The following is a 351-nucleotide window of genomic DNA, read 5'->3' as shown; positions in this document are numbered from 1 at the left end:
CTTATCATCAAAACGTCAAAGCCTCGTCACATTCACAAACTAAGCTCATGAAGACTTTTAGAACAATCTCTTTATTTACTTAGGAATTTCCCATGACAGAGCTGACGCCATATCATGAAGACCAAGAATTGGATAATAATACTTCTGACAATATCCACTTTCGTGACATTTTAGAACAACACATCAGTCGTCGTAGTTTAATCACCAAAGCAGCAAGCGGTGCAGTAGCACTGACTTTAGCTTCTACTTTAACAGGCTGTAATGATAACGATGATGACTCTGGCTCTAATATTGGTGGAACCACACCTGTAGATCCAAATAAAAAACCGGAAAAACTCACATTTACGCCCG

1 protein-coding gene is annotated in these 351 nt (G+C 39.0%); it reads left to right on the top strand.

Annotation, left to right across the window (positions count from 1 at the left end; translation table 11 throughout):
* Positions 1 to 92: 92 nt before the first annotated feature.
* Positions 93 to 351, top strand: a 259-nt coding sequence (locus ACNQ0W_RS25450; protein ID WP_417933315.1) for a hypothetical protein, incomplete at its 3' end; no start/stop codon positions are given.

Source organism: Enterobacter cloacae complex sp. 6730903 (genome assembly GCF_048283985.1).
GTDB lineage: Bacteria > Pseudomonadota > Gammaproteobacteria > Enterobacterales > Enterobacteriaceae > Enterobacter > Enterobacter hormaechei_C.
This window is presented reverse-complemented; position numbering and strand designations above follow the sequence as displayed.